Origin of the sequence: Floridaenema fluviatile BLCC-F154 (assembly GCF_041929135.1) — a bacterium.
Lineage (GTDB): Bacteria > Cyanobacteriota > Cyanobacteriia > Cyanobacteriales > Aerosakkonemataceae > Floridanema > Floridanema fluviatile.
This window is the reverse complement of record NZ_JBHFNS010000077.1, coordinates 101,342-122,534: the sequence shown is the minus strand read 5'-3', so window position 1 is coordinate 122,534 and position 21,193 is coordinate 101,342. Positions and strand designations below refer to the sequence as shown.

The 21,193-nt window shown below is 36.6% G+C and carries 19 protein-coding genes and 1 pseudogene; 8 read left to right on the top strand and 12 right to left on the bottom strand.

Annotated features, from left to right (window positions below; translation table 11 throughout):
* Positions 1 to 69 precede the first annotated feature (69 nt).
* From cheB to ACE1B6_RS20780, 7 genes are all read right to left on the bottom strand, one after another.
* Positions 70 to 1,197, bottom strand: coding sequence for a chemotaxis-specific protein-glutamate methyltransferase CheB (gene cheB / locus ACE1B6_RS20810; RefSeq protein ID WP_459563070.1), 1,128 nt, complete (start codon positions 1,195 to 1,197; stop codon positions 70 to 72).
* Positions 1,198 to 1,281: 84 nt separating this feature from the next.
* Positions 1,282 to 3,807: a hybrid sensor histidine kinase/response regulator gene (locus tag ACE1B6_RS20805; protein WP_413259178.1), complete on the bottom strand. Its 2,526-nt coding sequence runs from the start codon at positions 3,805 to 3,807 to the stop codon at positions 1,282 to 1,284.
* 174 nt (positions 3,808 to 3,981) lie between these two features.
* A complete protein-coding gene (locus ACE1B6_RS20800; RefSeq protein WP_413259177.1) occupies positions 3,982 to 5,385 on the bottom strand; it encodes a CHASE3 domain-containing protein in 1,404 nt (467 codons plus the stop codon).
* Between the two features lie 234 nt (positions 5,386 to 5,619).
* The gene (locus tag ACE1B6_RS20795; RefSeq protein ID WP_413259176.1) at positions 5,620 to 7,086 is read right to left on the bottom strand and encodes a methyl-accepting chemotaxis protein; all 1,467 of its coding nucleotides are present in this window, start codon (positions 7,084 to 7,086) and stop codon (positions 5,620 to 5,622) included.
* A gap of 4 nt (positions 7,087 to 7,090) precedes the next feature.
* On the bottom strand, positions 7,091 to 8,143 hold the full coding sequence (locus ACE1B6_RS20790) for a chemotaxis protein CheW (protein ID WP_413259175.1): 1,053 nt from the start codon (positions 8,141 to 8,143) through the stop codon (positions 7,091 to 7,093).
* Between the two features lie 369 nt (positions 8,144 to 8,512).
* Positions 8,513 to 10,159, bottom strand: a complete 1,647-nt coding sequence (locus tag ACE1B6_RS20785) for a CheR family methyltransferase (RefSeq protein ID WP_413259174.1) — start codon at positions 10,157 to 10,159, stop codon at positions 8,513 to 8,515.
* A gap of 389 nt (positions 10,160 to 10,548) precedes the next feature.
* A complete protein-coding gene (locus ACE1B6_RS20780; protein WP_413259173.1) occupies positions 10,549 to 10,845 on the bottom strand; it encodes a hypothetical protein in 297 nt (98 codons plus the stop codon).
* Positions 10,846 to 11,105: 260 nt separating this feature from the next.
* Here ACE1B6_RS20780 and ACE1B6_RS20775 point away from each other — a divergent pair, with 260 nt between their 5' ends.
* Entirely contained in the window at positions 11,106 to 11,684 is a 579-nt protein-coding gene (locus tag ACE1B6_RS20775) for a DUF4126 domain-containing protein (RefSeq protein WP_413259172.1), read from the top strand.
* 104 nt (positions 11,685 to 11,788) lie between these two features.
* Here ACE1B6_RS20775 and ACE1B6_RS20770 read toward each other — a convergent pair whose 3' ends face one another.
* On the bottom strand, positions 11,789 to 12,175 hold the full coding sequence (locus tag ACE1B6_RS20770) for a DUF5362 family protein (RefSeq protein ID WP_413259171.1): 387 nt from the start codon (positions 12,173 to 12,175) through the stop codon (positions 11,789 to 11,791).
* A 458-nt stretch (positions 12,176 to 12,633) separates the two neighbouring features.
* Here ACE1B6_RS20770 and ACE1B6_RS20765 point away from each other — a divergent pair, with 458 nt between their 5' ends.
* The 3 genes from ACE1B6_RS20765 to ACE1B6_RS20755 all read left to right on the top strand — a co-directional run bounded on the left by ACE1B6_RS20765 (position 12,634) and on the right by ACE1B6_RS20755 (position 15,579).
* Complete coding sequence (locus ACE1B6_RS20765; protein ID WP_413259170.1) at positions 12,634 to 13,689, top strand: hypothetical protein; 1,056 nt, start codon at positions 12,634 to 12,636, stop codon at positions 13,687 to 13,689.
* A 340-nt stretch (positions 13,690 to 14,029) separates the two neighbouring features.
* On the top strand, positions 14,030 to 14,743 hold the full coding sequence (locus ACE1B6_RS20760; RefSeq protein ID WP_413259169.1) for a Uma2 family endonuclease: 714 nt from the start codon (positions 14,030 to 14,032) through the stop codon (positions 14,741 to 14,743).
* Between the two features lie 11 nt (positions 14,744 to 14,754).
* Positions 14,755 to 15,579: an Rpn family recombination-promoting nuclease/putative transposase gene (locus tag ACE1B6_RS20755; RefSeq protein WP_413259168.1), complete on the top strand. Its 825-nt coding sequence runs from the start codon at positions 14,755 to 14,757 to the stop codon at positions 15,577 to 15,579.
* Between the two features lie 196 nt (positions 15,580 to 15,775).
* Here ACE1B6_RS20755 and ACE1B6_RS20750 read toward each other — a convergent pair whose 3' ends face one another.
* From ACE1B6_RS20750 to purS, 4 genes are all read right to left on the bottom strand, one after another.
* The gene (locus ACE1B6_RS20750) at positions 15,776 to 15,979 is read right to left on the bottom strand and encodes a type II toxin-antitoxin system Phd/YefM family antitoxin (RefSeq protein ID WP_413259167.1); all 204 of its coding nucleotides are present in this window, start codon (positions 15,977 to 15,979) and stop codon (positions 15,776 to 15,778) included.
* Positions 15,980 to 15,994: 15 nt separating this feature from the next.
* The gene (locus ACE1B6_RS20745) at positions 15,995 to 16,243 is read right to left on the bottom strand and encodes a type II toxin-antitoxin system RelE family toxin (RefSeq protein WP_413259166.1); all 249 of its coding nucleotides are present in this window, start codon (positions 16,241 to 16,243) and stop codon (positions 15,995 to 15,997) included.
* A 199-nt stretch (positions 16,244 to 16,442) separates the two neighbouring features.
* A complete protein-coding gene (gene purQ, locus ACE1B6_RS20740) occupies positions 16,443 to 17,114 on the bottom strand; it encodes a phosphoribosylformylglycinamidine synthase subunit PurQ (protein WP_413259165.1) in 672 nt (223 codons plus the stop codon).
* Positions 17,111 to 17,386 carry a phosphoribosylformylglycinamidine synthase subunit PurS gene (gene purS / locus ACE1B6_RS20735; RefSeq protein WP_413259164.1) on the bottom strand — a complete coding sequence of 92 codons (276 nt, stop codon included), beginning with the start codon at positions 17,384 to 17,386 and terminating at the stop codon, positions 17,111 to 17,113. The genes purQ and purS overlap by 4 nt, the downstream gene beginning before the upstream one ends.
* Before the next feature lie 146 nt (positions 17,387 to 17,532).
* Here purS and ACE1B6_RS20730 point away from each other — a divergent pair, with 146 nt between their 5' ends.
* From ACE1B6_RS20730 to ACE1B6_RS20715, 4 genes and pseudogenes are all read left to right on the top strand, one after another.
* Positions 17,533 to 17,943 (top strand): Fur family transcriptional regulator, encoded by a 411-nt coding sequence (locus tag ACE1B6_RS20730; RefSeq protein WP_413259163.1) that lies wholly within the window; start codon positions 17,533 to 17,535, stop codon positions 17,941 to 17,943.
* Between the two features lie 55 nt (positions 17,944 to 17,998).
* Positions 17,999 to 18,181, top strand: a pseudogene (locus ACE1B6_RS20725) (Uma2 family endonuclease); the annotation flags it as partial.
* A gap of 165 nt (positions 18,182 to 18,346) precedes the next feature.
* Positions 18,347 to 19,288 carry a hypothetical protein gene (locus ACE1B6_RS20720; protein ID WP_413259242.1) on the top strand — a complete coding sequence of 314 codons (942 nt, stop codon included), beginning with the start codon at positions 18,347 to 18,349 and terminating at the stop codon, positions 19,286 to 19,288.
* A 338-nt stretch (positions 19,289 to 19,626) separates the two neighbouring features.
* Positions 19,627 to 21,027, top strand: coding sequence for a sensor histidine kinase (locus ACE1B6_RS20715; RefSeq protein ID WP_413259161.1), 1,401 nt, complete (start codon positions 19,627 to 19,629; stop codon positions 21,025 to 21,027).
* Positions 21,028 to 21,193: the final 166 nt, after the last annotated feature.

The window sequence follows — 21,193 nt, the reverse complement described above, 5'->3', positions numbered from 1 at the left end:
GGGTATTGAAGCCGGATTTAGTATGAACAGCCAAATTCTTAAATTTCCCAGATAATTCCTATTAGAAAGTTAATACTTATTACTCCCAGCTACTATATTCAATTGTTTAAGTAACATGGTAGCAATTTGATTGACTGGCAAAATGTGTTTTGCGGCACCTAAAGCGATCGCTTCTTTCGGCATTCCAAAAACTACACAACTTGCTTCATTTTGAGCAATAGTTATGCCTCCGGCTTTGGCGATCGCTAACATTCCATCAGCACCATCGCGACCCATACCAGTTAATAAAACCGCAATACTTGCTGCACTATAACATTTAGCTACAGAAGCAAAAGTAACTGTAACTGAAGGACGATGACCCGAAACAGGCGGCGAACTACTACAGACAAATTTGCCGAAATTATCTAATTCCAAATGCCTCCCTTCAGGAGGAAAATAAACTATTCCCGGTTGAGGTATTTCGCCAAATTGAGCAATTCTTACTGGTAGCTGGGATTCCGATCCTAACCAATCTACTAAACCCTGTAAAAATCCTTCACTAATATGTTGGACACAAAGGATTGGCAAAGGGAAATTTATTGGTAATTGGGAGAGGATATTATTGATTGCTTGTGGCCCTCCGGTAGAAGCACCTATCGCAACAATTTTAGGTTTAGAATCATGATTTCTAGATAGCAAACTAATTCCCGAAGGTCGAGAAATGGGAATATTGGTTTTACTTTCTAACTTAAGTGGTGGGCGATCGAATGACGTGGTAACATTACTGCGTCGGTGTCTAGTAAATACAGTCACACCAGATAGAATTTTGATTTTGCTAATTAACTCCTGTTTTAGTAATTCATATTCTTCAATAGATGGAGAGCGAGGTTTCGGAAAAACATCAACCGCACCCGCATTTAGCATTTTAAAAATAGTCTGAGTATCCTCTGCTTGTACAGAAGCACTAATTACCAAAATTGGTCGAGGAAACCGGATCATTACTTCTTCGGTAAATTCCAAACCATTCATTTGTGGCATATGGTAATCCGTACAAATTACCTGCGGCTGAAGTTTAGGAATTAAATCTAAGGCTTCTCGACCATGACGAGCAGTGCCGACAACTTCGATATCTGAAGATGTGGCTAGAATGCGTTTAAGGATTACCAACGCCACTGGTGAATCCTCAACTAATAAAACTCGAATTGGCATTTTGTTCATTTGTCATTTGTCATTTGTCATTTGTCATTTGTCATTTGTTTTTCGTCTTTTTCAAGATGACTAATTACCAATGACTCATGACTATTAAACGAGTCTTCTCAGCGTGTCTAATAACACTTGCTGGTTAAAAGTGCCTTTAGTAATATAGGCATTAGCACCTGCTTCTGCACCCCTTTTTTTATCTTCATCGCTGGCTAAGGAAGTTACCAAAATAATCGGTATTTCGCTATATTCTTTATGTTGACGAATTTTGGCGGTGAGTGATAAACCATCTAAATTCGGCATTTGAATGTCGGAGACTATAGCATCATAAGAACGCGATTTCAATTTACTCAGCGCATCCATGCCATCGACAGCAGTGACGACTTCATAACCTGCTCCTTCTAGGATACGTTTTTCTTGGGTACGAATGGCGATCGAATCTTCTACCAACAAAATTGCTTGTTTGCGTTCTACCGAAGGAAGGGATTTTACAGAACGCCTCGCAACTTTTGACACCGCTTGCTTACGTACAGATTTAATTAAATCCTGGGGATTTAACACCATACAAACTTCTCCAGTACCCAAGATTGTCGCACCAGAAACATTCCGCACCCGCTTGAGCAATTTACCTTGAGGTTTGAGCATTACATCCTGTTCATCTAGTAATGCGTCTACAATTAATCCCAAAGTTGCATCTCCTACTTTAATGATGATACAAGGTAAATGCTGAGAATTTGCCGTTGCTTGCTGAAGCGGAAGAGTTCCCCATCCTTGTTGATGATTTATTTCCAGTAAATCAGCTAAGTGAGTCACTGAAATAGGTTGATAATCTACCAAAATAGTATCTTGTCCTTCAATAGGAAAAATATCTTCCTGAGCAATTAACCGCGCCATCATTACATATTCCACAGGAATTGCATAAGAAATATTATCGACTGAAACAATTAAGACGTGCGCTGTTGCTAAAGTGGTGGGTAATAACATCCGAATTGTACAACCCATGCCGAAATTAGATTCAACTTGGATATTACCTTTCAAATGTTCAACATTAGTCCGCACCACATCTAAACCTACACCCCTACCCGAAACTTCAGTAACAAATGTCCGAGTAGAAAATCCCGGCGTAAAAATTAAAGATTGAACTTGGGATGGTGTCATTGTGGCGAGTTCTTCTTCGCGACAAACACGACGTTTTAATGCTGTTTGTTTGATTTTTTCAATATCTAATCCTCTGCCATCATCGATAACTTCTATGACTACATTAGTAGTTGTTTGTTTAGCTCTAAGTAAAATTCTTCCCTCGGTTGGTTTACCAAGACGAGATCTTTCTTCTACGGTTTCAATTCCGTGATCGACACAATTACGAATCATGTGCATCAAAGGATCTTTCATTTCTTCAATGATGCGCTTATCGGCTTTAGTTTCTCCTCCTTCAACAATAAAATTAATTTCTTTACCTTGTTGTTTAGCTAAGTCGCGTACCATGCGAGGAAATAAATTAAAAATAGTCGCCAATGGTAACAGTCGCAGAGTTCTAATTCCATCAGAAAGTTCATCAGAAATTACTTCTAGCCTTTGAACATCTTCATAAAGAGAATTACGTAATTTCTTAACTAGAGTTTCCAGTTGTTCTAAGAATTTTTCTATGCTTTTGGATGAATCTTTTCTCAAGGATAAATCGGAGCTTTGTGGCAGGGAAAACAAAGAAGCAGCAACGGGGAAAAATGCGTTTTGTGCTGAGTCAATTTTGGCTGTTATTTTATTAGAAGATTGGGTTCTAATCCGACTACATTCTTCACATACATTGCTGATTTCCTCAATTTCCGATAATCGATGATTAATCCGAATTTTAGTAACTGTAAGTTCCCCTGCTTGAGTCATTAAAGAATCTAAATGTCGAGTTTCTACTCGGACACTTTCAATGCGATAGGTTTGTTCATTAGGAGTTTTGTTGGTTGAATCTTTTAATGGTTCTGGTGAGTTTTCCGAAATCGGAGAAATGGTAACGTTTACTTTTTTAATTTCCTTGATGGCAGCCTCAGACGTAAGATTTGGGATATTAACTGTTAGTGGTTCTTCTACTTCTGGGTGAATTACTTCTACCTCAGTAGCAGTAATTATTGATTCTAAATCTGGCAAATTTTCTGATACTTGCGGTTCAAAAAGGGATACTTTTTCACTGGTTTCTGTTGCGATTTCGCTTTCTGATGTCTGGTTATTTTCTGTTGAATTAGCAGGGGATTTTAGGTTATTTCCTCCCATCATATAAGCTAAAACATGAAAGGCATCAATGCTTGGGGGAGTACCTATAACGGCTTCTACTACTAATTGGCTAATGGCATCTAATCCTTGATAAAGGCGATCGCTAATCTCAGATGATAGTTCTACTTCACCTCGTTTTACTGTACCTAAAATATGCTCTAATTGATGCGCTAAAGTAGAGATGTCTTTTAATCCCAACATTCCGGCATCGCCTTTGAGACTATGAGCCTCTCGCATGAGTTCTTCTAAATTTGTTTGCTCATGTGGATTTTTTTCTAAATGCAACAAGCCGTCTTCTAATTTTTGTAAATGTTCTTCGCTGGCTGATTTAAAGATAGTTCTCAGTTCTTCATCATCGATAAACATTATTGGTTCTCCTTTGCTATTTTTGTAGGAACAGGGAAATCATGAATAAATTTTCAGTTAAACAGTCTGTTGGCTTAGGATTAAAGCTCGTTTAGCGATCGGCACTGAGTAGCCTAATAACATCCGATTTGGCAATTTTAAATTACTAAACATAAGTACTTCTTTATCTTTGATTTAGACAATAGATTTAAGATTCAAGGCTGCTTCATTTAGCCTTTGCGTGCTATCTTTAGTTTGACTGATTCCACTAGCAGCTTCAGAAGCTCCTTGATTCAGGTTACTCATTGCTTCAACTACTTGTTCAATTGCACTTGCTTGTTGTTTGGCATTCAAAGAAATTTGTTGAGTACTAACAACGACATCGTTAATCACTGTGACAATTTCTTCTAATGTTACTTTTCCCTCATCAGCTGCGATTATTGTAGAATTGGTTGCTGATTGAATATCAAACACAATCATATTAATTTGTTCGGCTGATTGTTTACTTTGATCTGCCAATTTCCGAATTTCGCTAGCGACAACAGCAAAACCTTTACCATTTTCACCAGCACGAACTGCTTCTACAGCTGCATTGAGAGCTAACATATAAGTTTGGTTGGCTAATTGGCTAACTAAAGTAGAAATTCTGCCAATTTGGTGAGTTTGTTTACTTAAATGAAGAATGTGTTCAGCTAATGTTGAAATTTTCTGTTTCAAGCTAACTTCATGTAATCCCGAATTTTCTTCGTATCTACCATCAACTAGGTTTAATATTTGGCGTGCGCCTGTGGCTACTGCTTCTGCTTGTTCTGCCGATCGCTGTGAGGATATATTTAACTCATCCATTGTTGTAGTTGTTTGATTAACAGCTGTTGCTTGTTGAGCAGCTGTACGTTCTTGTTCTGCAACTGTGGTGGCAATTTCATTGCTGGAAGTAGCGATCGCAGCTGCTACCTGATTAATTGGTTGAACAACTTGGCGACTAATAAACAGGACAAGAAATGAGCCTATTAAAACAGCGGTTATTGTGCCACCAACAGAAACAGCTTGAGCAAAAAATTCTGCTTGCTTTGCTGCTTCCATTCTCTGAGCTAGCAGAATATTTTCCCGATTCATCATTAGCTCAACATTTTTCCTAATTTCATCCATAATTTTCTTACCTTTACCAGAGATTACCAAAGCTCTTAGTTCTTTTTCCTTGCCAGAGCTTTTTAATACAATAGTTGTTGCTAGTTCCTCCATGTTTTGCTGTGTTAATTCTTCAAGTCTATTTAATTTTGTTCTTTGCAAAGAATCTTCAATTTTTTTATTCAATTCCTCCAACTGGCGGGGAAGTAAAATTCTTGATTGATTATAAGGTTCTAAAAACTTTGGTAAACCTGTATAGACAAATCCTCTTTGCCCTGTTTCTGCATCAACTAACAGTTTTTCTAGTTGTTTCAAACCCACTTTAATTTCATAACTAAGAGAAACTAATTCAGTTGCCTTAGTCAATCTTTCCATAGTTATTTTAGATACAATGCCAATTCCTAACATAACTAGAAAAATTGCCCCAAATCCCAGAGGAACAATTAAACCTAACCTAATCTGTTTTGGCATTTCTTTCTCTTGAGACACCTTCATATTTAGACCGCTTCCTTAAGAATTAACATTACTTGATTCTGCTCAAGCCATCCTGAGTACAATTACTAATCATGAGTTCAAAAGCATCCATGATTAAAGACAAACTTAAACATAGTATTTTTACCTGTAACTTGGTTCAGATACTGCCAGATAGTCCGATCTTTTAGTCTAATTTCAGGATGCCCTTTTTGGAGTGAAAAGTAACAACTACTAGACAACTGATTTAAGATTTACAGCAACTTCGTTGAGTTTTTGCGTACCTTGTTTAGTTTGGCTGATTCCACTAGCATTTTGCATAGCAGCTGTACTTAAAGAGTTCATTGCTGACGCTACTTGCTGAATCGCTGTGGCTTGCTGCTTGACATTTAAAGAAATTTGTTGACTACTTTCATAAACATTGCTGATTTCGTTCATAATACTGGCAAAAGCATCGGCAGTTTTTTGAGCAATTAATTCTCCTTGTTCAGCACTTTTAGTGCCTTCTTTAGTCACAATTACTGTAGAGTTAATAGCGTTTCTAATATCTGCTACTAAACCATTAATTTTATCCGCAGATTGTTTGCTAGCATCAGCTAGTTTACGAATTTCACTAGCCACAACGCCAAAACCTTTGCCATGTTCGCCAGCACGAACTGCTTCCACGGCTGCATTTAAAGCTAACATATTAGTTTGGTTGGCTAATTCGCTGACTAAGGTAGAAATGCTGCCAATTTGATTTGTTTGTTCGCTTAAGTTAAGAATTTTGCTGGCGATTTCCTCGACTCTTTGTTTCAAATTTGCCATTTCTTGCAAAGATTGTTCTACTGCTGAACTTCCCTCTTCAGCTTTTTCTAATGCTTCTTGTGCGCCTTTGGCTGACATTTCTGCTTGTTCGGCTGATTGGCGAGAAGATACGCCTAGCTCATCAATAGTGGTAGTAGTTTGATGAACTGCGGAGGCTTGTTGGGAAGCGGCGCGTTCTTGTTCTTCAATTGTGGCAGCAATTTCTGTGGAGGAAGAGGCGATCGCATTCACACTTTCATTAATTGCTTGGGTAATTCGAGAAGCAATCCATAAGCCGATCGGGATAGCCAAACCAATAGATAATAATGTCCCTAAAATTACTACTAAATTTAGCGTATTTAAAGCTTCCTTAGTTTCTTTATTCTTTTGTTGTTGAATCAAAATTTCATCTTTTTCAAATTCATCCAATACTTGCTCAATTTCTTGATTTAATGTCTGCCGATTTAAGGATTTATAATTTTGTGTTGCTTCTTTTAGTTTGCCAGTCCTTACTAAATCGATTAGGTTACTATTAAATTGAATGGACTCATTTCCTAGCTCAGTAATTCTATCTAGGCGATTTTTTTGGGCTGCAACTTCTACTTTTTCTTGTAAATATTGTGCTGACTTATTAAATAGTGTTTCCGCTTCCCTAAAGTTGCTAATGTTTTGGGGATCTGGTTTTAATAAGTAACCCCTAGCCGCCCTTTGCAGCCTCGCTAAACTCAAAGCGATCATATCTGTGTTTCTGACAATTTCATAACCCAGAACTTCCCTTTCATTTTGTGATTCTACTTTGGCGACGTTATAGTAAACTACGGTGGCGATCGCCACAGAAAAAAGTAAAGGTACAGAATAACCTAAAATAATCCTGTCCCTAAGCTTTAAATTCCTAAACATATTATCGAATTTCATAGTATTAAACTTCCTCGTTTACAATTAAATCACCTTGCTGAAAAACTTTTGCTAAGTCCAAAATACTCATCATTTTTTCCCGATAATTAGCCGTTCCTCGTAAATACTCACTATTTGCTGAATGTACTGCTGTTGGTACAGGTAAAATCTGCGATGGTTGCAAATACATCACATCAAACACTTCATCAACCGTCACTCCCGCAATTAAATCATCTATTTTCACGATCATTACTTTAATATTATTATTATTTTCCACCCCTAATGTTGGCATATTTAACACATTGCGAATATCAACTAATGTCAAAATTTCTCCCCGCAAATTCATATTACCCACAATATGCGGAGGACAACAAGGAACAGGAGTAACTTGGCGAATATCTGTAAATTCTCGAACTATTGGTAAATCAAGCCCAAAATATTCACCATTTAATCCCACTACAGCTAAAGGAATCAATCCAGCAAAATCTTCTCTTTGAGTAGGTTGTCTTAAATTGTCTGCACGTTCCCTTAATATTCGTTTTTCTTCCGCTGTAGCTTGGGGACAAAATACCAATTGTTTTTTCAGAAATCTGTCAGTAACTTCTTCACCGTCTAAGCCTTTTTTGGCTAATAAAGCTGCATTTTTGGAATAGCGAAGTAAATTTTCATGATTCAGCAACATGATAATACTTGCATCTACTTTACCAATACCAGCCATAAAATGCGAAACACGCCCATTCAATTCCTGCTGATACAATAGTTCAGTTGTCATTTCTTGCAAAGAAATATTATGAACCTCAAGGACTTCATTCACAATAATTCCTAAACGAAATTCTTGCCATTCTAGAACAATTATACTGTCTGTTAAACTATAATCTAATTGCTCATAGCCAAACCGAAGATTTAAGTCTAATACTGGTAAAATATCCCCGCGTAAATTCACTACACCAACAATATCAGCTGGTGTTTCAGCAATTGGCGTTAAATTAGGTAAAGAAAAAATTTCTTGTACACAAAAGGCTTCCACTCCATAGAGCGAAGTATTGATGCTAAAAATCAGATACGGTTTACTAGTCATTGTTAACCTGTTTATATTTTTGCTAAAGTTTTGAAATAAAATATTTATTTCTTAGCCAATATAACTTTACAATTTGCCAACTCAACAGAAAAGTTATTACTACTAGCTGTGAGAGCCGAAGCTCAGCGAGTAGTACTTGTTTCTATTTCTACTTTAGTCAATAACTGCACTTACGTTAACCAGAGTGGCAGTCTATTTTCTTAATTTTTACCGAATCTACCACTTTGAGAAGCACCCATAACAAATTTTTGCTTTTAGTTTGAGCAAGTTAGCTATTTTTAATTATTTTTTCTGATTTGACTTTGGCTACAAATAGGACAGCATTGCTCAGCTAACTAGTTAAGTTAATTGATTACTCATTAACTTTCCTTACAATAATTTATTTACGTACTCTAGCAACTCCCCAACAGTTACAGTACTTTGTTGCTCAACTATAGCTGAGGATGGCAGCTGCTTGAGTATTTCTAAAGCAGTTGCTAACATTTTTTTTGCTCTATTAGTATTTCCCTCTTTCTCATAAATTGCGGCAAGTTCCAAATATGCTGAAACAAAAGAAGGGGACAAGTAAATAATAGTTTTCAAAAACAGTTTCGCTTTTTCTAGGTCTTGCTTTTCTTCCGCAATATGGGCTAACAAATAATAAGGTGACACAGCCAAAGAATCGATCGCTATTGCTTGCTGGCAGTAATAAACAGCTTGATTATGTTGTCCTAAATTAGCATAAGCTTGTGCCAGTAAGTAATGAGCAGCAAAATGTTGTGAATGACCAGCAATTACTTGTTCGGCTTTGTTAATTGCTTGAATGTATGCTTCTTCCTGAAAAAGAATTTCTGCTTCTTTCATTAAATTACTGGATGAGTTTTGAACCTGATTAGATATATTGTTCGTAACTCTTTCTGTTGGTTTGAGTAAGGGAGAATTTGAATAGTGATGTTTAGATAATTTCCTGTGGTGATATAAATCTTTCAATACAGCAGGCTTTTCTACATATTTCGCTGTTTCATTCTTAAATATTTGGCTATGATGAGAATGGTAATGTTTATATAAGTCTATTTTTCCTACCTCTGATTCTCTAGAATTACCTGACTCTAATTGCTTATTTGATTTTTTTTGATAAATTATCGATTCTGGTAGGACATTAACTTGGAATTCTCCCATATTTTGACCATAAAGCTCTGTATGGGCGGTCATTAAGTAACCATCAGACACTAAGGTATTGTAAAATTTTTTCACTACTGTTGTAATCGCTTTATGTTCAAAGTAAACAAAAACATTTCGACAGAGAATCAAATCCATGTCATGAATTTCTGTATTATAGTCAGGAAAGTTATCTGCTAGTAAATTTCCCTGTTGTAATTTCACCATCTGACGAATTCGATCGTCAATTTGCCATTCGTTTTGTTGTTGTTGAAAATAATTAATTTGTAGATGTGGATCTACTAAGCGGAAAGACCAAGGATTATAAATTCCTTGCTTAGCTTTTTCAATAGCTTTATAATTAATATCTGTTCCTAAAACAAAGATTTGCCAATTCTCTAAGTTAGGAATTAATTCTTGGATTAAAATAGCTAAGGAATATGGCTCTTCCCCTGTAGAACAACCAGCACTCCAAATCCTCAGAGATTTTTTTTGATTACCTGTTGCTTCTGATTTTTGCAGTTTAGCAGCAATAATTTCCGGTAATATTTTACTTCTCAGTAGGGTAAATTGCCCTCGATCGCGAAAAAAGTAACTTTCTCCGGTAGTGAGTAAGCATACTAATTCTTTCCATTCTTGTTCCGCTGACCAATGTCCGGGTTTACCTTGATGAGTTTTAGATTCATTTTTAGTTTCTAAAAACAGATAATAATCTTCAGGATTTGCGATCCGTAAACTTTTGATTCTTTGCCAAAGTTTTTTGTTTAATGTACTTTTATCCTCCTCTCTAATGTACAAACCCGTATTTCTGCAAATTAACTGGATAAAACGATCGATTAACGCCTCATTCATCAAATTTACTCTTGGGGCACTGAACATAATATACTTTATACTCTAAATTAGACTAGTGTAATCAAAAAATTGGCAAATTAGATAGGTATTATTAAATTCTTTAACAAAATCACAGATTTGGGAGTCAAAAATTTATATTGCTCTGTAAACTTAGATGTTGTATTAGGGTTTGCTGAGACTGGGAAGACTTCATAAAAGTAAAAGGTATAAACAGAAGCGAATCTAGTTTTGCCGTGGTAACACAGACTTTGCACATTCCGTTAAAGTAACTTTTGACAAACAACCAGATTAGTCTGTACTAACTTCGATACTTCCAATAGATGCACTTTATCTATTTTACTATTTATTTAAGTTAATTGCTGCTACTAAAACTGGGAGATGAATTAAACTTCGATTCTCCCAGCGAGAATTAAATTTTACCGTTCTTCCACATAAATCGGTGGTTCGATCGCAAAGTTATCCAGTCGTCCAGATTCATCGATAACATAACCAGCAGTCGTGTCTAAATTAGTACCTTCTTCTTGTTCTTTTACTGCTTCTACTTGCTCAATGTTCTCTTCTACATCCACATTAGAAGGAATCTCTGCATCTGGGGGATTAACATTAGTATTTTGTGCGGTTTGTACACCGTAATGATTGTTACTAGGTGCGCCTCTTCCGGGTTCCGCTTCTCTAGGATCTTCTGGCAATATAGGATTAGATTGATTAGTCATAAATTGTCTCCTCAGTTGCTTTATTTCTATGAACTTAGCCAACTTAGGATCGGCCTTTACTCTTTCTATCGGACTAAATTATTAAGTAAATAGGAAGAGATTACCGCGATCGATTTAGCAGAAGCACAACTCATCTATTCTGATAAACTCAATAAGTGTGATTGCCACTATATAAGTCCACCAACAGTTAGATGTAAAATTAAGCCAAAGTTGCCAAGTTTAACAAAGTAGCATTGATAATTGAGCTTTGAGGAAATTGTATGGATATATTGTTAGGAATTTGTTTAGGAATTAGTTTAAGTGCTGCTTGTGGTTTTCGGGTTTTTGTGCCACCTTTAGCGATGAGTATTGCCGCTTTATCGGGAGTTTGGACACCTGCATCGGGGTTTGAGTGGATTGGAAGTTATGAAGCTTTGGTAGCTTTTTCTATTGCGACTTTAATAGAAGTTACTGCTTATTATATTCCTTGGTTAGATCATTTTTTAGATGCTTTAGTCACACCAGTTGCAGTAGCTACGGGAACAATTATTACTGCTTCCATGTTTACTCATTTCGATCCGGTACTTCAGTGGAGTGTGGCGGCGATCGCAGGTGGAGGTTCTGCTGCTATTGTCGAAGTAATCACCAATATTACTCGGCTATTTTCTACTACGACAACTGGCGGGTTAGGTAATTCTGTGTTTGCAACTTTTGAAACTGTAACTTCCATTGTTTTGTCAATTTTAGGAATTTTGTTACCAATATTTACAGCTATTTTGTTGGCAATTTTCCTGGGAGTTGCTGTGTCAAAGATTTGGCAAATGCGTGAAGTGAAACAGCAAAGTGTGACGACAGAATGAGGTTTAGGAAATTCAGAATCCAGAAGCAAAATATATTTTATTCTGAATTCTGATTCCTCAAAAATAACCCTTTGTCTTCAGTTAAAATGGTTGTTGGTAATCCTTTACCTGCCTACAGTGGCTACTCCGAAAATTACAGTAAACACTAATGCGATCGCAGTAAAGACCAAAGCAATGATTAATAGCCAATATTGCAAAGTGTAAAGTTTTCTCAATTCACCCAAGGCACCCATCAAATTTTCGATGTCACTTCCGCTAGTTTCCACGATCCGCCGGAAAGCTGAAGAAGCACTGTTAGTCCAAACGCCGATTAAGATGTAAACAACTCCATTGATGATAGCACCTAAGCCTGTTCGCAGATTGAATATTCCGCCAATCACACTTAGAACTCCAGCAGCGATCAAAAAATAGGCTACAAAGCGCATTTTATCAGCTAGATTTTTGATCAGTTCATTCTGAGAACCACTAAATTCGTATTCACGAGATTCCATTTGTTATCCCTCAAATAATAAACACCAAGATTTTACGTCATTTCTGGCTATTAGTGAGGTGAGGAGGGGGAATTTAGCGATCGCAAATTGTCGAAATTAACTTTTTATCTCTAAGTCCTAAAAATTGCCAAAAACCTCTTGATAAAATCTGTAACTTGACATATTATTTAATAATGGAAATCTGTGAGCCCATATATAGTAGATTTTAAATTAATAAACAACGTTTTCCTGTAGCAAATTCAAAACCAGCAGCGAGAAATACTATTTCTAGTCGCTGCCAAGAAATAGTAGTTGATGTCCATTATTGTTAACTCCTTCTGAAAATTTACCTTAATTGAAACGCCTGATTTATTGAACAAGTAGTTATCAGAACGGTTGTACAAAACTCTGGATGGAATTTATTAAGTGAAGTTTTAGCTAAACTAAGCAAAGCTGCTCAAGCTATTGAAGAAACTTTGATGACAGAAATCAAAGGATGGGAAATGGAACTGGGGGAACTTCAACTTAAAATTGAGGAATACAAACAACGTTCTGATTCAGCCCGAAGAAAAGTTGAAAATGTAAAAAAGTCGGTTGCAGAGCAAAAGCAACTGTTAATTAGCGAGTTTAGCCAAGGAGTTCAAATATTTGCAGAAAGTGCCAAAATCCGTCTGAAACTAGAAATTGATAAAGTAGCTCAAAATCAATCTAAAAAGCCATCATCATCTGACAATGAAGACAAAACTCTTTTCTCTCAGCTTTGGGGAAAATTTAGCTCTTTGTTTGAGAAAAATTCTAGTCCAGATCCCTACAAAATTAGGTGTAAAGATAAAAAAGAGGCTCAGAAACTTGCGCGAACTATCAATGAGTACTGCACTCCTGTAATTCATAGTTTTTGGCTAGACACTCAAGACAAATTGATTAGAGAAGGAACAAGAATACGTGAAGGTATAGTCGAACGAATTAAGGAAGACATTCAAGCCATCTCTGATGAACTGTCTGAATATATTGGGAATGCTTTGCAAGTAGATATCAGTACAAATCCCATTCAGTTTCCTAACTTTGAATTTTCAGGAATTGATGCAATGATTAAAGAACAACAAAAAGTTTTTGCTCGAATTAAAAAAGAAAAAAGAACAAAGAAAGGAAACTGCTGTAAGCCTGATAAAGTTTACTACGTTGATGTTCCTTATGAAGAAAAAGTGTCCTACTACGAAGTTGATTTGCTTCTAACATTGCAGCAAATTGAAAACAAAATTGATGAACAAGTGAATAGTAATTTGGAATTGCTAGAACGATTAATTCAAAAACAAGTAAAAGAAGATTTCAGCCAAGGTGAAAAACAAATTAAAGACTACATTAACAGGTTTCAATCTGAGTTCGATCAGTTATTGAAACAACGGGCTACTAGGGAAGTTGAAGCGCCTGAAATTGTTGCTAAATTGGAAATTCAAAAAGCCGAAATCATTAAATATCTAATTGATTTAAACTCGATTCGAGAGTTATTGGATAGTAGAAAACCAATTACAAGATAATTGACATCTTGTATTAGTTAGTGACCCAACTCTGAACCAGCTTTTTCTGTGAAATGAAAGGGGACAGAGTTGGGTTTTCTATGCTTAAAAGGAGGGGGAGAAGTGCGATCGCAACCTCCCCACATTATCACCAAAATCTACATCGACATCTGCGTTCTAAAAAAGCCAAAAACGCTCGCAATGGCAGACTCAATCAACAATTGTTCAATTGGAAAGAAGAAAGAGTTTGAGAATATTTTCATCTGTGGATATTTGTGGTAAAAAAAATTCTAAACCTTTATGAATACAACTATAATAAAATTAAAATAATCAAATTGTTTGATAGTTGAGAGATAAAAATATGTCAACCAAAACACTTAACCAGCCAATCTTTGAAATACCACCCTTAGAAAGTGGGGACAGATTAACACGCCATGAATTTGAACGGCGTTATGAGGCTATGCCCCAGATTAAAAAAGCAGAATTAATTGAAGGAGTGGTATATATGGCATCAGCAGTCAGAGCTAAAAGTCATGGTCAACCTCATGGTTACATAATGGGTTGGTTAGCAGCTTATATTGCTGCTACCCCTGGAGTTGATTTACTAGATAATACCACCGTTCGTCTTGATGAAGATAACGAACCGCAACCAGATGCAATGCTGCGAATTGATGTAGGTGGACAGTCTAGAATTAGTGATGATGACTATGTAGAAGGTGCGCCAGAATTAATTGTGGAAATAGCAGCTAGTAGTGCTTCTTATGATTTACATGATAAGTTAAAAGTTTACCGTCGCAACCGAGTACAAGAGTATTTGGTATGGCGAGTTTATAACCAAAAATTTGACTGGTTTAGATTAAATCAAGGCGAATATATACTTGTAGAACCGAATGCAGATGGAGTGATTTGCAGTCAAATTTTCCCTGGTTTATGGTTAGCAGTATCATCTTTATTAGAAGGGAAATTAGCTGAAGTGATAGCTAAATTGCAACAAGGATTGAAAACTGGAGAACATCAAGAATTTGTGAAGCGGTTATCAGAGTTAGCAATTTCATCAGCAGAAGAGGCAAAATAGGAGAATGAAAAATGAGATTCATCAACCCAAAAACCGACTTTGCTTTTAAGAAAATCTTCGGTTCAGAACAAAGCAAAGATATTTTAATTAGCTTTTTAAATGCCTTGCTTTATGAGGGTAATTCCACCATTGAAGATTTAGAAATCCTTAACCCTTATCTAGCACCAAAAATTAGAGGCATTAAAGATACTTACTTAGATGTCAGAGCGAAAATTACAGGCGACAAAACTGTAATTATCGAAATGCAAGTATTGAACGTTGAAGGTTTTGAAAAGCGCATTTTATACAACGCTGCTAAAGCTTATTCAATTCAACTTGATTCGGGAGAAAATTATAACCTTTTAAATCCGGTAATTGCCTTAACAATTACCGATTTTGAAATGTTTTCCAATTGGGATAAAGTAATTTCTCGTTTCGCTCTCAAAGAACAAGATTACTTGGTTGATTATTCAATCTATGATATTGAATTAGTGTTTGTAGAATTGCCCAAGTTTAACAAAAGTTTGGATGAATTAGAAACTCTAACTGATAAATGGATTTATTTCCTCAAAACCGCTAGGAGTTTGGAAGCTGTACCAGAAGAAATAGGGGAAATTCCTGAGATTCAAAAAGCTTTTGCTATTGCTAATCAAGCTAATTTGAATCGTGATGAATTGGAAGATTTACAAAAGCGGGAAATCTTTATTCAAGATCAGCGAAATGCTATTACAAAGGCAGTTAATCAAAACAGGCGAGAAATTGCCAAACGATTAATTGATGTAGGATTAGATGATCAAACTATTAGTCAAACAACTGGGTTAAGCTTGCAGGAGGTACAAAATTTAAGGGTTAACTAAATTCTCTAACAATCATTAATTATAATTGCCAAACCCTGTAGAGACGTTATATATAACGTCTCTACTCTACATTATTAGATATAACGCGCTATACACATCCTACAATTACTGAGATTTTTGTTGTGGTTTTTAGTCGGTTTTAACCGAGTTTCGCTATTAGCCCGGAAATTGATCTCCGGGCGAGTGTGGGCGATTTTTATTCTAAAATTCCCAATTGTTTCTTTACTTCTGTTAGCGATATTGAAGGTTTATCTGCATCTTCCTGCTTGGCATTTCGCAAATCAATCAAATCTTCTAAATCTTCTAATAGTTCTTGCAATGCTTGAAATTCTTCGTAAGGTAGGACAACAAATTCTTTTTTGCCGTTTTTGCTTAAATACTCTGGGTGTAATTCGATCATATTATCTTCCTCTAGTTATGAATAAGCATCGCTGCGATGTTTAATGCGGTAAACTAAAATTATGTTGTCTTCTATTTCAAATAATACTCGGTAATCTCCCACTCGCAAACGGTATTCAGGAGTAAAATTGGTTAACCGCTTTACATCGCCTGCTAGGTCATTTTTTAATGCTTCGATTTTAGCTAAAATCCGGCTGCTATTCTCAGCACTAAGAGATTTTAAATCTTTGATGGCGCGTGGTTTGAAATCTACTTGGTATTCCACTTATGCTCACTGATAATGTAATTAAAATCGTGCGTTATACCAATTCACGAAATGAATGATACATATCTGGTAGGGGCAGGTTTTGCTGAGAGATTATCTGTGGGTAGTCCAAGATATTGGCTAAACCCGCCCCTACAAATTATTTATATCAACCTTAATGTGGTAGGGTGCGTTAGCGACAGGGTAACGCACCCTACAATTAGACTGTTGCTGCTACTTTTAGCAATGCTTCAAATAACTTTAATCCGTCGGTTCCTCCTAACATTTTATCTGATGCTCTTTCCGGGTGTGGCATCATTCCCAGCACATTTCCTTTTTGATTGCAAATACCTGCAATATTGTTTAAAGAACCGTTGGGATTTTCGCTTTCGTAACGGAACAAAACTTGACCGTTATCTTCTAAACGTGCCAAAGTATCAGCATCGGCGTAGTAGTTTCCTTCGCCGTGAGCGATCGGCAAAGTAATCACTTCCCCCTTTTGATAAAATTGCGTCCAAGCTGTATCTGTGCGTTCGACTCGCAAGGGAACGCGATCGCAAATAAAATGCAAATCCCGATTTCTCACCAACGCCCCAGGTAACAACCCCGCCTCAGTTAGCACTTGGAAACCATTGCAAATTCCCAAGACTAACTTACCTTTGTTTGCGTGTTCGATTGTCGCTTGCATTACTGGGGAGAAACGTGCGATCGCCCCACAACGCAAATAATCCCCGTAGCTGAAACCGCCCGGAATTATCACCACATCTAGATCGGAAATATCCGTTTCTTCATGCCAAACCATTCTAGTTGGTTGCTGGAGTAAATCGCGAGTAACATAGAGGACATCTCGATCGCAATTTGAACCCGGAAAAACTAACACCCCAAACTTCATACCTTCGCCTCCGCAGGAGTAGAAATCTCAGTTAACTCAAAGCAATAATTTTCAATCACTACGTTTGCCAATAAGCGATCGCAAATTACATCTAGCTGCTGTTTTGCTGCCTCTTCCGACTCAGCAGTGATAGTTAATTCAATGTACTTTCCGATACGCACCTGTTCCACATTCTCATAACCCATGTGCTTTAGCCCCGATTGTACTGCCACACCAGCAGGGTCTAAAACCGAAGGTCGCAGGGTAACATAGATGCGAGCATGATATTTCATTATCCTATCCTCACCGATAATAGTTAATGTGCCAGCCTTTTTATTTTAGATTGGTACTCGACTTCCGATGGTTAATCTAATAACTACGCTATTTGAGATAGCGTAGAAATAAGGCATCGAGTCTGGTTCACACTGGGATTATCCGAATGAAAACACAACATACACGCAGTCAAAAAAGAATATTAAATTTTCTCCAAAGCGTCAACCGAGCAATTTCCGCCCAGGATATCTATGTAGAATTACGGAGTCAGAACCAAGGCATGAGCTTGGCTACAGTTTACCGTGCTCTAGAAGCGTTAAAACGAGAAGGCGCACTTCAGGTGCGAATGTTACCCAACGGCGAATCACTTTATAGCAGCGTTCACCAAGATAAACACCATCTTACCTGTTTAAAATGTGGCAAATCTATTTCTTTAGATAAATGTCCAGTTCAAGAATTAGAAACTCAACTGCACAATTCTTACAAATTTAAGATTTTTTATCACACATTAGAGTTCTTTGGACTTTGCAGCCAATGTGAAGCAGCAGAAGTTTCTAATGATACTGAGGATCAATAGGGTTTTAGATCCGGCTTAAAATTATAAAATAACATCATTCGCTAAAGGAGTTTCTATGTCCTCTTTAACAATTAAAGACTTAGAAAAACTACAAGCAGAACACCCTGATTATCGCATGGAGTTAGTTGAAGGGAATATTATTGTTATGAATTTATCAGGTTATGAATCAGTAGAAGTTGCTTTTGAGTTTGCTACTCAGTTGTTAAATTGGGTAAAACCACGTAAGCTAGGACGAGTTTTTAACTATTCCTGATTTATTACCTGGTTGGGAGTTAGCAATTTCTGATTTGCGATCGCCGGAATTTGAGTAATTGTGAAAAAGCAAAGGTTGGATAAAAAAATGGCAATTGCACCTGATAAAATATTTAATAAACAGGTCAGTTTCCAACAAAATCTATACCCAATGACCCGATTTATTCACGATCAATTTGCCAAAGATTACTTAGAGAAATTACTAACACCTTACGGAGTAGTTCAAGCACCCCGCCGAGTAGCTGGAGAAGTCAGAGAAATCGATGTTTGGTTTGCTCCCAACTCTCAGCAAAACTCAACTCCAGAAGATTTGGGATTACTAGGAAGATTGGCAACAAGTATCTCTATTTTTGAACCATATCGCAATGCAGCAAGCGACGACGAAATAGGCGATTGTTTATTAAAAGTATTAGAAGTTAGAGGTGAATTGCGGCGAGAAGCAAATCGAAATAACACTCGATTACAAGAATCAGATTTACCAAAATTATGGATTATCACCCCAACAGCATCAGAAAATTTGTTATCGCAATTTGGTGCAATTCCTAGTCAAGATTGGGTAACAGGGATGTACTTTCTACCATCCTATTTTCGGAGTGCAATTATCGCAGTTCACCAATTACCTGCAACTATAGACACACTATGGTTAAGAATTCTTGGTAAAGGAAACGCGCAGAAAAGGGCAATTGATGAATTAGAAGCACTTCCTGTTAATAACCCATATCGTGCAGCGGCGCTAGAATTGTTATACAACTTGCAACGAAACTTGCAAGCAAATCAAATTCAAGATGAAGAAGATCGAGAGTTAATTATGAGATTAGCACCCCTTTATCAGCAAGATCGAGAACAAGCTATGCAGCAAGGAATGCAACAAGGAATGCAGCAAGGAATACAGCAAGGAATGCAACAAGGAGTTCAGGAGGGAGAACGCTTGGTGGTGGAGAACTTGTTGCGAGTACGTTTTGGTTCTTTAGATGCAGAACTTTCATCTGCGATCGATCGCCTACTCTCACTACCCCCAGAAGAATTTACTCCCTTGCTGCTGCAATTATCCCGTGAGGAACTTTTGGCTAGATTTGCACAAAATAATTCCTAAATTCAAAGCTGAACTTGTTGCAAAAATTTTATACTATTCAAAAGGCGATCGCTTACTTTGCAAACAATTAAGCGATCGCATTTACTACTTCCTATCCTATTTTACCCCTGGAAAACTCGTAACCTAGCGTAGCTTATACTACCTGTAAATCTGCTAGCAAACTACTATGTATAAAAATTATCATCATTGCGACTTCTACTATAGATTTGTGGATGTGGAATACACAAATAATTCTAAAAACAAAGGTAAGTGGATCTGATGTGGAAAGTGGTAGGCTATTGAGTGAACTAGTGATAGTCTGTCATTAGATTAGAGTTATTTAACTTTCATTAGGGATTGTGTCAAAAGAATTTATTTCGTCTCCTTATTTATCTGATGGAGATAATCAAGATCTCTCTATTGATTCCACCTTGGCGACATTACCACTGTATTCATTTGCAGCAGATGTCAATTGCCTTACTATTGAGGTTGTGGAAATTCTGGAGAAACACAGCAAACTACCAGGAGTTATTTTATTAGATCAAGGAAAGTTTGTGGGGATGATTTCGCGGTTGCGTCTGCTAGAAAACCTAGTTTTATCTGAGCAACAAAATTTATTTTTAGAAAAATCACTACAGTTACTTTATAATTACGCTCGCACTGATGTTTTAATTCTTCCTGAGACTACACCAATTTTAGTAGCTGCACAAATGGCATTGCGGCGATCGTCGGAACTTTTAGGAGAACCGATCGTCATACAATCAGAAGCCCAAACTTATCAATTATTAGATATCCATGAGTTAAATATTGCCCATTGGCAAATTCGGGGAATCGAAACCCAAGTACGTTATGAACGGGCACAGGTGCAGTTAATTCAAAGTGAAAAAATGGCTAATTTGGGACGTTTAGTGGATGGAATAGCTCACGAAATTTTAGATCCTGTAGGTTTTATTTGGGGAAATTTAAGTCATATTTCAACTTATAATGAAAGTTTATTGGAGTTAATTTCTGTCTACGAAAATTATCTGCCGCAAGTTCCTACAGAAGTACTAGACCTAAAGGAAGAAATAGAATTTGACTTTTTAAAACAGGATTTACCTAGAGCAATTAGAAGCGCCAAAAGTGGGGCAGAGAGATTAAAAAATTTAGTTAGTAGTTTACAAAACTTTTGTCACATTGATGAAGTCTATCCTAAACCTGCTGATTTACACGCCATGTTAGATAGTATAGTTTTATTGTTACAGAGCCGCTTAAAAAGTGAAATTACAATTGTTAAAGAATATGGGAATTTACCACCAATAACTTGTTTTATTGGACAATTAAATCAAGTGTTTATGAATATTCTTAGTAATGCTATAGATAATTTATTGAATCAAGCAGCTTACCAAGAGTTTACAAAAGAATTGTGGGGTGACAGACAAAGATTTATGAATTATAAACCCTGTATTGTCATTAAAACGACAGTTTTTTCTCCCGAACCTGCATCTAATCCAGAAACTCTAGCATCTCGTTGGATTTCCATTACTATTGCCGATAATGGCCCTGGTTTATCGCCTAGCGCACTGAAGCAAATTTTAGACTCTTTTTCTATAGAGAAGCGAGCGGAAAAGGAAACTAGTTTAGCAGTTAGTTACCAAATTATTACGGCTAAACATGGAGGAAACTTGTTAATTCGTTCGCCAAATAGGGAAAGTAGTTCCGAGCTTGAACTATTTCCCAATATAGGTAGAGAGTTTGAAATCCTCTTACCTTTAGTTTAAAGTTATCAACTTTAAACTAAGAAATTTAAACATAATTGAGAGAAATATTCTTATACTAAATGAAATGGTAAGTAATTTGTGCTGAGTTTGAGTGATTAGGATAAATACATCAAGGTTTTTATTAAAAATCATTAAATATTAAACGTTGGTTGAAAAATGTTTTATA

Excerpts from the sequence above, each read along its gene's own strand:
- cheB (WP_459563070.1), bottom strand. The coding sequence starts at position 1,197 with ATGAACAAAATGCCAATTCGAGTTTTATTAGTTGAGGATTCACCAGTG.
- ACE1B6_RS20805 (WP_413259178.1), bottom strand. The coding sequence starts at position 3,807 with ATGTTTATCGATGATGAAGAACTGAGAACTATCTTTAAATCAGCCAGC.
- ACE1B6_RS20800 (WP_413259177.1), bottom strand. The coding sequence starts at position 5,385 with ATGCCAAAACAGATTAGGTTAGGTTTAATTGTTCCTCTGGGATTTGGG.
- ACE1B6_RS20795 (WP_413259176.1), bottom strand. The coding sequence starts at position 7,086 with ATGAAATTCGATAATATGTTTAGGAATTTAAAGCTTAGGGACAGGATT.
- ACE1B6_RS20790 (WP_413259175.1), bottom strand. The coding sequence starts at position 8,143 with ATGACTAGTAAACCGTATCTGATTTTTAGCATCAATACTTCGCTCTAT.
- ACE1B6_RS20785 (WP_413259174.1), bottom strand. The coding sequence starts at position 10,159 with ATGTTCAGTGCCCCAAGAGTAAATTTGATGAATGAGGCGTTAATCGAT.
- ACE1B6_RS20780 (WP_413259173.1), bottom strand. The coding sequence starts at position 10,845 with ATGACTAATCAATCTAATCCTATATTGCCAGAAGATCCTAGAGAAGCG.
- ACE1B6_RS20775 (WP_413259172.1), top strand. The coding sequence starts at position 11,106 with ATGGATATATTGTTAGGAATTTGTTTAGGAATTAGTTTAAGTGCTGCT.
- ACE1B6_RS20770 (WP_413259171.1), bottom strand. The coding sequence starts at position 12,175 with ATGGAATCTCGTGAATACGAATTTAGTGGTTCTCAGAATGAACTGATC.
- ACE1B6_RS20765 (WP_413259170.1), top strand. The coding sequence starts at position 12,634 with ATGACAGAAATCAAAGGATGGGAAATGGAACTGGGGGAACTTCAACTT.
- ACE1B6_RS20760 (WP_413259169.1), top strand. The coding sequence starts at position 14,030 with ATGTCAACCAAAACACTTAACCAGCCAATCTTTGAAATACCACCCTTA.
- ACE1B6_RS20755 (WP_413259168.1), top strand. The coding sequence starts at position 14,755 with ATGAGATTCATCAACCCAAAAACCGACTTTGCTTTTAAGAAAATCTTC.
- ACE1B6_RS20750 (WP_413259167.1), bottom strand. The coding sequence starts at position 15,979 with ATGATCGAATTACACCCAGAGTATTTAAGCAAAAACGGCAAAAAAGAA.
- purQ (WP_413259165.1), bottom strand. The coding sequence starts at position 17,114 with ATGAAGTTTGGGGTGTTAGTTTTTCCGGGTTCAAATTGCGATCGAGAT.
- purS (WP_413259164.1), bottom strand. The coding sequence starts at position 17,386 with ATGAAATATCATGCTCGCATCTATGTTACCCTGCGACCTTCGGTTTTA.
- ACE1B6_RS20730 (WP_413259163.1), top strand. The coding sequence starts at position 17,533 with ATGAAAACACAACATACACGCAGTCAAAAAAGAATATTAAATTTTCTC.
- ACE1B6_RS20720 (WP_413259242.1), top strand. The coding sequence starts at position 18,347 with ATGACCCGATTTATTCACGATCAATTTGCCAAAGATTACTTAGAGAAA.